Origin of the sequence: Micromonospora sp. ATA51 (assembly GCF_016802855.1) — a bacterium.
GTDB classification, from domain to species: domain Bacteria; phylum Actinomycetota; class Actinomycetes; order Mycobacteriales; family Micromonosporaceae; genus Micromonospora; species Micromonospora sicca.
The window spans coordinates 1-8,408 of sequence record NZ_JAEVHJ010000300.1 but is presented as its reverse complement, the minus strand read 5'-3'; the positions used below and the strand labels follow the sequence as shown (position 1 = coordinate 8,408).

Annotated in this window: 8 protein-coding genes and 2 pseudogenes; 8 read left to right on the top strand and 2 right to left on the bottom strand. The window is 72.1% G+C overall.

Annotation, left to right across the window (positions count from 1 at the left end; genetic code table 11):
• Window positions 1-99: 99 nt before the first annotated feature.
• From JNW87_RS30745 to JNW87_RS30735, 4 genes and pseudogenes are all read left to right on the top strand, one after another.
• A pseudogene (locus JNW87_RS30745) lies at window positions 100-489 on the top strand (IS5/IS1182 family transposase); the annotation flags it as partial.
• Between the two features lie 78 nt (window positions 490-567).
• Window positions 568-663 (top strand): annotated as a pseudogene (locus JNW87_RS40945) (SigE family RNA polymerase sigma factor); the annotation flags it as partial.
• Window positions 660-1,784 carry a hypothetical protein gene (locus JNW87_RS30740; RefSeq protein ID WP_238454866.1) on the top strand — a complete coding sequence of 375 codons (1,125 nt, stop codon included), beginning with the start codon at window positions 660-662 and terminating at the stop codon, window positions 1,782-1,784. The pseudogene JNW87_RS40945 and the gene JNW87_RS30740, both read left to right, overlap by 4 nt.
• Before the next feature lie 179 nt (window positions 1,785-1,963).
• Window positions 1,964-2,998 carry a hypothetical protein gene (locus tag JNW87_RS30735; protein WP_201749596.1) on the top strand — a complete coding sequence of 345 codons (1,035 nt, stop codon included), beginning with the start codon at window positions 1,964-1,966 and terminating at the stop codon, window positions 2,996-2,998.
• A 64-nt stretch (window positions 2,999-3,062) separates the two neighbouring features.
• On the opposite strand, the gene JNW87_RS30730 is transcribed toward JNW87_RS30735, so the two are convergent.
• Entirely contained in the window at window positions 3,063-4,493 is a 1,431-nt protein-coding gene (locus JNW87_RS30730; RefSeq protein WP_109801610.1) for a hypothetical protein, read from the bottom strand.
• 328 nt (window positions 4,494-4,821) lie between these two features.
• Here JNW87_RS30730 and JNW87_RS30725 point away from each other — a divergent pair, with 328 nt between their 5' ends.
• The 3 genes from JNW87_RS30725 (at window position 4,822) to JNW87_RS30715 (ending at window position 7,089) form a co-directional block, all read left to right on the top strand.
• Window positions 4,822-5,589: an SGNH/GDSL hydrolase family protein gene (locus JNW87_RS30725; RefSeq protein WP_109801611.1), complete on the top strand. Its 768-nt coding sequence runs from the start codon at window positions 4,822-4,824 to the stop codon at window positions 5,587-5,589.
• A gap of 1 nt (window position 5,590) precedes the next feature.
• Window positions 5,591-6,037 carry a hypothetical protein gene (locus JNW87_RS30720; RefSeq protein ID WP_109801612.1) on the top strand — a complete coding sequence of 149 codons (447 nt, stop codon included), beginning with the start codon at window positions 5,591-5,593 and terminating at the stop codon, window positions 6,035-6,037.
• Between the two features lie 149 nt (window positions 6,038-6,186).
• On the top strand, window positions 6,187-7,089 hold the full coding sequence (locus JNW87_RS30715; RefSeq protein ID WP_109801613.1) for a sulfurtransferase: 903 nt from the start codon (window positions 6,187-6,189) through the stop codon (window positions 7,087-7,089).
• Window positions 7,090-7,166: 77 nt separating this feature from the next.
• Here JNW87_RS30715 and JNW87_RS30710 read toward each other — a convergent pair whose 3' ends face one another.
• A complete protein-coding gene (locus tag JNW87_RS30710; RefSeq protein ID WP_201749597.1) occupies window positions 7,167-7,748 on the bottom strand; it encodes a TetR family transcriptional regulator in 582 nt (193 codons plus the stop codon).
• A 100-nt stretch (window positions 7,749-7,848) separates the two neighbouring features.
• Between JNW87_RS30710 and JNW87_RS30705 the strand changes: the two genes are divergently transcribed.
• Window positions 7,849-8,408 (top strand): NAD(P)/FAD-dependent oxidoreductase (locus JNW87_RS30705; protein ID WP_238454865.1); only part of this gene is annotated, 560 nt, incomplete at its 3' end.

Below are 8,408 nucleotides of genomic sequence, written 5' to 3'. Positions count from 1 at the left end.
GTGATCAAAACGGTCAGGACCATCGGCGTCATCCCGCCACGCCGCAGACCCCCGGATACCCACCCAACACCATGATCAACTTAGGCTACGCGGCATTGGGTCCTGGCCGGCGCGAACCGACACGACTCACCGCTGCTGGCTCCCACCCTCGACCGGCTCGATGACCTGGGCCCACTCCCCGAGACCATCACGGTGCACCTCGACGCCGGATACGACTCGGTGGTCACCCGCACGCTGCTGGCCGAACGCGGCCTGACCGACAAGATCGCCCACAAGGGCGACAAGGCGCCCATCCAGGCAGGTCAACGGTGGCATTGACGAACAGCTGGCACAACGCGTTCAACCGGCTACAACGCTGCTACGAACGAACCGAGAACGTCATCAACGCGTTCTTCGACCTCGCCGACGCGATCATCACCGTCCGCAGCCTCATCCGCCGCCGCATGGACCCTCTACCGGTGGGACACCCGCCCGACCCGCCGCCGATGACCACCAGCCATTCCGCGCGACCTCTTAAAGGTGCCGAATCTCGGCAGCTGCTGCGGTGGCTTCTTCCAACGCTTGACTACCGTCAAGAGCCAGACCTCGAAGGCGCTGGCCAAGCTGCGCACCGTCGCCCCGGAACTCGCCGAGCTGTACGTCCTGGAAGGAAGCGCCCGATGAACCACGACCGTTTCCGGCTCGACCTGGCCGGGCTGGCCGACGAGGTCACCCCGGTCGACCTGCGGGACCGGGCCCTGCGTACCTCCCGCCGGCTCGGCATCCAGCGGGCCGTGGCCACCTCGGCCGCCGCGCTGGTGATGATCGCCGCCGCCACCGGGACCGCCCTGGCGATCCGGCCGAACGGGCAGGGGCCCGCGCCGCAGCCCGCCGGCCCGTCGACCAGCGTCAGCCCGCCTCCGGTCGAGGTCACCCCGATCCCGGAGCCTTCGGCGAGCGCCGAGGCGACCAACTCGCCGGCGAAGCCGCCGTCCGTCCTCGCCGGCACCCGGTACTACCTGGAGACCACGTCCACCAAGGCCCGGATCCACGCCGTCCGGGGCAGCTCGGACCAGGTGGTCCACCAGCTCCCGTTCGCTACCTACGGCTGCGAGGCCAACACCTTCACCGTCTCGCCGGACGGCAAGCGGGTGGCCTGGGTGCAGGACAGCACCGACGGTGGCACCAGTGGCGTGCTCCTGGCCGGCACGATCGGAGAGCGGGGGGCGACGAGGCTGCTGGAAGACGTCAACTGCCTCGGCCCCCGGCCGCTGGTCTGGAAGGGTAGCGACCTGCTGATGGTGGGCCGGAAGAGCGGGCAGTCGGTGCTGTTCGACGTGGCGGCCAACAAGCGGGTCAACGGTGACCCAGGGCAGGAGACCGACCGTTGCTGGTCCGCCGACGGCCGGTGGCTGGCCGCGGTGTCGGAGGGCAAGCCGTACGTGACGGACGAGACGCAGTCGCGGCAGTACACCTACACGCCGCCGAAGGACGAGGCCGCCCACTGGGACGGCTGGCAGGTGCGCAGCGTGTCGTTGGATGGCCGGTACGTCTCGGTCGGTTGGGTAGGCACCGATCCGTCCCGCCACGACGACAGCTTCGCGGTGGTCGACACCACCACCAGCAAGGTCGTGGACCTGCCGGTCCAGGGTGAGATCCGCAGCATCATGTTCACCGTCGACAACAAGGTGATCGTGAAGCGGGCGAACGGCATCACCGTCCTGGACACCAACTTCACGTCGCTCGGCCCGGTCGCCGAAACCGTCCCCGTCCGGAACATGTGGCTGCTGGCGTACGCGCCCTGAGTCGTTGACCACGATCCCCACAGGCCCTCAGCACGCTGGTGCTGGGGGCCTGTGCCGTGGCTGGATCAGGTCGCGGCCATCTGCCGAAACTCTTTCTCCGAGGCGGCAACCCGCCATCGAGAAGCCGACGTCTGGGAATGTGTCACACCGTCGCACCACCGAATCCGAGGACTGGAACCGTGAACGTTTTCGTCTCCGCCCCCGCCGCCCGCACCGCTCCTCTCCGTAGCCTCCGCCGGGCCGTGGCCCTCTCGGCCGCCGCGCTCGCGATGATGGCTCCGAGCGCCTGCGGCGAGGGCAGGAACGCTCCGGCCGCCTCCGCCTCCGCCTCCGCCGCGCCGTCCGCTATCACCACCGCGGCTCCGGTCAGCAACTCTGACGCCTCGACCGCCGCGCTCACCGGCACCCGCTACTACCTGGGGATGACCGACCGGGAGGCGGTGATCCACGCCGTCCGGGGTGACGCCGACCGGGTGACCGCCCGGATTCCGCTCGGCTCCGGCGACTGCGTCCGCAACACGATCACCATCTCGCCGTACGGCGAGCGACTGGCCTGGGTGGAGGGCGGCGTCTCCCAGAGTGCCGGCACCCTGGTGACGTCGAGGGTCGACGGATCACAGAAGCGGACCGTCGGGCGGAAGGTGCCCTTCTCCGGGAAGGCCGACTGTCTCGGCAGCAACCCGCTGGTCTGGAACACCAACGACCTGCTGATGGTCCAGCAGAACGGCCACCCGGTGCTCATCGACGTGCCGGACAACAAGCCGGCCGACGGCGACGCGGGCAACGAGACCCTCAAGTGGTGGTCCGCCAACGGGCGCCGGTGGGCCGCGGTGTCCGAGGGCAGGCCGTACGCCGCCACCGAGAGCGGGCCGAACTTCTACCGCTACACCCCGCCGAAGGCCGAGGCCGCGCACCACGACGGGTGGCGGGTCCGGAGCGTGTCGATGGACGGCCGGTACGTCGCGGTCGGCTGGATGAACACCGACCCGTCCCGTAACGACGGCAGCTTCGCGGTGGTCGACACCACCACCAGCAAGGTGGTCGACCTGCCCGGCGGGGGCGACATCCGCAGCATCATGTTCACCGCCGACGGCAAGGTGATCGTCCGCCGGGCGACCGGCATCACCGTCCTGGACAGCACCTTCAAGTCGCTCGGCACGGTCGAGGAGCCGGCCGACGTGAGCGGCCTGACGCTGCTGGCGTACGCGGCCTGAGCGATCCACCACGGCGCAGAGCGGCGGTGGGGCCACCGGAGGTGTCCCCACCGCCTGCCCGCGCTCAGCGCACCTTGGCCTTGAGGTAGGCGAGCCACCCCTTCTCGAACTCCTCGTACGACACCCCGAGGACGTCCCGCGTCACCTCTCCGATCTTCCTGCTGCGGTAGTGCTCGGCCACGAGCTGGAACATCTTCTGCTCCCCGTACCGCTCGACGAGGTAGCCGATGGCCGAGTGGCCCAGCCAGTAGTGGTAGCCGACCCGGCCCTCCTGGTCCCAGGTCAGCCTGCCCGGCAGCGAGTACGGCAGGCCGATCTCCCGGATCACCGCCCGGGAGTCCGCCGTACGCTCGCTGGTCAGCCAGGGCTTCCGGCCGTTGCCCAGGTACTCCGCGAACCCCTCGACCAGCCACGTCTCCCGCTCGGCGAGCAGATGCGAGCCCGGGGCGCGGGCGGTGAGGTTGCCGACCAGGGCGTGGCCGATCTCGTGCCGGAAGAGGTTCAGCTGCCGCTCCCGGGTGCCCCTGGTGAAGTGGTACGCGTCGCGGACGTCGACCACCACCCGGGTCGCCCCGACCACGGGGCCCTTCTCGTCGCTGTTGAGCACACCCTCCGGCGGCACCGGGATCGCGACCCCGGACTCGGTGGGCGTCTCCTTCGTGGTCCGGTAGAGGGAACCCAGCTCGGCGCGACCCTTTACCAGGGAGATGACGAAACCCGACGGCGCCGGGGCGCCCACCCCGCCGGCCTGCCAGGCGGCCAGGTCGGCCACCGCGGCCTGCTCGGCGATCGGGGCGTACCGCTGCGCCTCCGCCCGCAACGACGAGTCGACGATCAGCAGCGTGTGCGGCGTCCGCTCGACGTGGATGCTCCGCCACTTGTCCCACGGGGCCGGGTAGTGGGTGATCGCGTCCCGCTTGCGCTCCGCCGGGACGCCACCCGCGTGGGTGACCTTCAGCGGGGCGTCCTTGTCGGTCTGGACGATCGTCCATCGGTACCACTCCTCGACGGGGCCGAGGTCGAAGCCGTCGAAGCGGTGCACGAACGCCACCGTCACGTCGACCTCGTGCCCGCCGCCCACCGGCCGGAAGTCGCCCTTGGTGAGGTACTCGAAGCGGACGTCGGCCAGCGGCAGCACGCTCAGGTTCCGGTACAGGCTGGTCTGCTCCGCGACCAGGCCCTTCGTCGTCGGATCGAACGGCGCGACGAACGTCTTCTCGTTCCGTTCCGCGAGGGCCTTGGTGTGCGCCGCCAGCAGCGCCTCGATCTTCTCCTGCCTGATCGGGTTGTACCTGTCGTCGAGCGCGGCGGCCGAGGCGTCGTTCCGCTCGTCGAGGTACGACTTCAGCCCGACGAGCGAGACCGCCGCGCACAGGAACAGGGCCAGCACCGCCGCGCCGAGCCCGATCCAGAGGCCGCGCCGGGACCGCCGGCCCGGTGCGGGCGGCGGAGCGTACGCCCCCGGTGGCGGGTAGGGCGGCGGCCCGTACGGCACGGGTGCGCCGTACGGGCGGCCGGCGCCGGGTGGGCGGGCGGTGGGCCGTACGGTCCGGGGTGTCCCGGTGGGGGAACGGAGGGCGGTCCCTCGGTCATGGCTGGCGTCCTCGCTCGGGTCCGACGGATCGGGGCCGCCGTCCACTCGGGACCGCCCCCGATTGGGATCGAGGCGTCATTATTTCCGCCCGAGCGCCCGATTTTCTGCCCCGCGTCACCGCCGGCGGCGTGGGCCACGCCACGTCCGTCCGCGGCGGGCGCCCGCCGGCCACCTCCGGTGCCAGACTGGACGACACCGATGGGAACCCGGGAACCGGAGGGCACAACAGGTGCGCTGGCGCAGTTTCGTGGCGGTGGGCGACAGCTTCACCGAGGGCATGGACGACGCGTATCCGGACGGCACCTACCGCGGTTGGGCGGACCTGGTGGCCACCCGGCTCGCCGCCGAGGCCGGCCCGGACTTCGGGTACGCCAACCTGGCGATCCGGGGCCGCCTCTTCCCGAGCGTCGTGGCCGAACAGGTGCCGGCCGCTCTGGCCATGAAGCCCGACCTGATCAGCTTCGCGGCCGGCGGCAACGACGTGCTGCGCCGGACCTTCGACCCGGACTCGTTCGTCGCCCGCTTCGACGACGTGGTGGGCGAGCTGCGCTCCGGCGGGGCGGACGTGATCCTCTTCCGGTTCGCCGACGTGATGGCCCGGCTGCCCGGCCAGCGCCTCGTGGCGCCCCGGGTGACCCTGCTCAACCGGGTGGTGGGTGAGGTCGCGGAGCGGCACGGCGCGATCCTGGTCGACCTGTACGCCGACGACACCTACCTCAACCCGATGCTGTGGAGCACCGACCGGCTGCACCTGTCGGCGGCCGGGCACCGGCGGGTCGCCGGGCAGGTGCTGACCGCACTCGGCGTCGGCTGCGACGAGGACTGGCTGATGGTGCCGCCGCACCCGGCGCCGACCCCGTGGCTGGCCGCGCGCGCCGCCGACCTGCGGTGGGCCGGCCAGCACCTGGCGCCCTGGATCAAGCGCCGGTTGACCGGCCGCTCCTCCGGCGACACCGTCACCCCGAAGCGCCCCGTCCTCGGCCCGCTCACCGACTGAGGTGCGGACCATCCACGCCGCCCCGCTGCTGCGGCACACGCTCGACGACGAGCCGACGCCGGGCGGGGCGGTGCTGATCGTCGGCAACCGGATCGAGGCGGTTGGCCCGCTGGACGAGTTGGTGGCCGCGTACCCGCAGGTGCGGGTGCGGCGATGGGACGGCATCCTCGGGCCCGCGCTGGTGCACGACGGGCCGCTGCCGCCCGCTCCCACCCCGCGAGAACGGGTGCACGCGCTGTTCCGGCTCGGGGTCGGCGCGGTGCTCGCCGCGCAGCTGACCGACCCGGAGCTGCGCGCCGCGGCCGTCCGCAACGGGGTCGCGGTGCTGGACTCACCCCGGCCGCCGGCGCTGATCCCGACCGGCCGGGCGGACCTGGCCGCCTTCGCCGACGACGGGACGTGCATCGCTACGGTGGTGGCGGGCCGGCTGGTGCACCGCCGCGCCTGACCGCCGGTCGGGGCGGCCCGGTCTGCCGCCGTGCGGTCATCCTCTGTGGTCGGCGGGTCCCGCGACCGCCAGGTGCGGCCGGTCACATCCGCTGCCCCCGATTTCCGATCACCGGCCGCCGCCCAAGGATCGGGCGTACCTTGGGGCTCATGCCTGTGCCGAGCGATCCGAATCCCCGCCTCCAGTCGTACGCCGACCCGCAGCGCCTGGTCACGACGGAGTGGCTGGCCGAACACCTGGGCGACGAGGGACTCGTCGTGGTGGAGTCCGACGAGGACGTGCTGCTCTACGACACCGGTCACCTCCCGGGCGCCGTCAAGGTCGACTGGCATACCGAGCTGAACGACCAGGTGACCCGGGACTACCTGGACGCGAAGAGCTTCGCCGAGCTCTGCGCCGCCAAGGGCATCGGCCAGAACGACACGGTGGTCTTCTACGGCGACAACTTCAACTGGTGGGCCGCGTACGCCCTCTGGGTCTTCTCCCTCTTCGGCCACCCGGACGTGCGGCTGCTCGACGGCGGCCGGCAGAAATGGATCGCCGAGGGGCGGGAGCTGACCCGGGAGAAGGTGACCCGCCCGCGCGCCGAGTACCCGGTGCCGGTGCGGAACGACGCGCCGCTGCGGGCATTCCGCGAGCAGGTGATGGCGCACGTCGCCGCCGGTCGTCCGCTGGTCGACGTGCGCTCGCCCGGTGAGTACACCGGCGAGATGCTGCACATGCCGGACTACCCGCAGGAGGGCGCGCTGCGCGGCGGGCACATCCCGGGGGCGGTGAGCAAGCCGTGGAAGTCCGCCGCGAACGACGACGGCACCTTCAAGTCGGCCGACGAGCTGCGGGCGATCTACGCCGACCAGCTCGGGCTGAGCCCGTCGGACGACGTGGTGGCGTACTGCCGGATCGGGGAGCGGTCCAGCCACACCTGGTTCGTGCTGCGCCACCTGCTGGGTTACCCGCAGGTCCGCAACTACGACGGCTCGTGGACCGAGTGGGGCAACCTGGTCCGGGCGCCTGTCGTGAAGGGCGACCAGCCGGGCGGCATCACCGGCTGATCCGTTCCGCGCCGCCGACGGCCGTGGTCACCCCGGGTGGCCACGGCGTCGCCGTTCGCGCCGGACCGGCTGCTGGGTCAGGGGGTACCCGGGACCGGGCCGGTCAGGTAGCGCTGGAGGGTCGGGGCGACCCAGGCGACCAGCTCGGCCGGTTCCGCGTCCACCATCGGCGGCAGGCCGACGATGTAGCGGGTGAACGCGAGTCCGAGGATCTGGCTGGCCACCAGGCCGGCGCGGCGGGCGGTGGTTGCCGGGTCGGTGCCGAACCGGGCCACGGCCGCGCCGAGCTGGTCGGCGAAGATGGCCCGCATCCGTTCGGCCGCGCCCGGGTTGGTGCTGGCCGCCCGGAGCAGGGCGGCGAGGGTCTCGTCGCCCTCCCACCGGTCCAGGAAGTGCCGGACCAGCACCTCGCCGAGCCGCCCGGTGGGCACGCCGGCCAGCTCGGGCAGGCGCAGGTCGAACTCGGCCGCCGCGGCGAAGAGCCCCTCCTTGTTGCCGTAGTAGCGCATGACCATGGACGGGTCGATGTTGGCGTCGGCGGCGATGGCCCGGATGGTGGCCCGGTCGTAGCCGTCGGCGGCGAACCGTTCGCGGGCCGCGCGGAGGATCGCGGCGCGGGTGGCGTCGGAGCGGCGGGCGCGAGGCGCGGCGTCGGTCATGTCCACGACTGTATGCCAACAAACGTTGACATCGACACCGGCCCACGTCTAACGTTGCCAACAAGTGTTGGCAAACACTTGTTGGCAATGGAGGTGGGCCATGCTGCCCGAACGCACCGACGTCCTCGTGGTCGGGGCCGGACCGACCGGCCTGACCGTGGCCGCGACCCTGGCCGGACGCGGCGTCGACGTGACCGTGGTCGACCGGCTGGCCCAACCTCCGGTCACCTCCCGCGCCGCCGTCGTGCACGCATACACCCTGGAAGAGCTGGACCGGATCGGGGCCGCCGCGCCGCTGGTGGCCCGCGGGCTGCCCGCGCCGCGCTTCACCGTGCGGGACCGGGACCGGGTGCTGCTCAGCGTCCCCTTCGGCACGCTGCCGTCCCGCTACCCGTACGCGCTGATGGTCCCCCAGTCGGAGACCGAAGCGGTGCTCACCGCACGGCTCACCGCGCTCGGCGGCCGGGTCCTCCGGCCGTACGAGATGACCGGCCTGACCCCCGACGAGGGCGGCGCGACGGTCGCCTTTGCGGACGGCGCGACGGTCCGGGCCCGCTGGGTGTCGGCGCAGTCGGCCACCAGCTCGGCGGTGAACGCGGGGTCGGTGTGCTCGTCGAGCGAGACGCCGACGACCCGGTCACCGGCGTCGCTGAATGCCCG

Coding starts and splice junctions, on each gene's coding strand:
- JNW87_RS30715 (WP_109801613.1), top strand. CDS start 6,187: ATGCCTGTGCCGAGCGATCCGAATCCCCGCCTCCAGTCGTACGCCGAC.
- JNW87_RS30740 (WP_238454866.1), top strand. CDS start 660: ATGAACCACGACCGTTTCCGGCTCGACCTGGCCGGGCTGGCCGACGAG.
- JNW87_RS30710 (WP_201749597.1), bottom strand. CDS start 7,748: ATGACCGACGCCGCGCCTCGCGCCCGCCGCTCCGACGCCACCCGCGCC.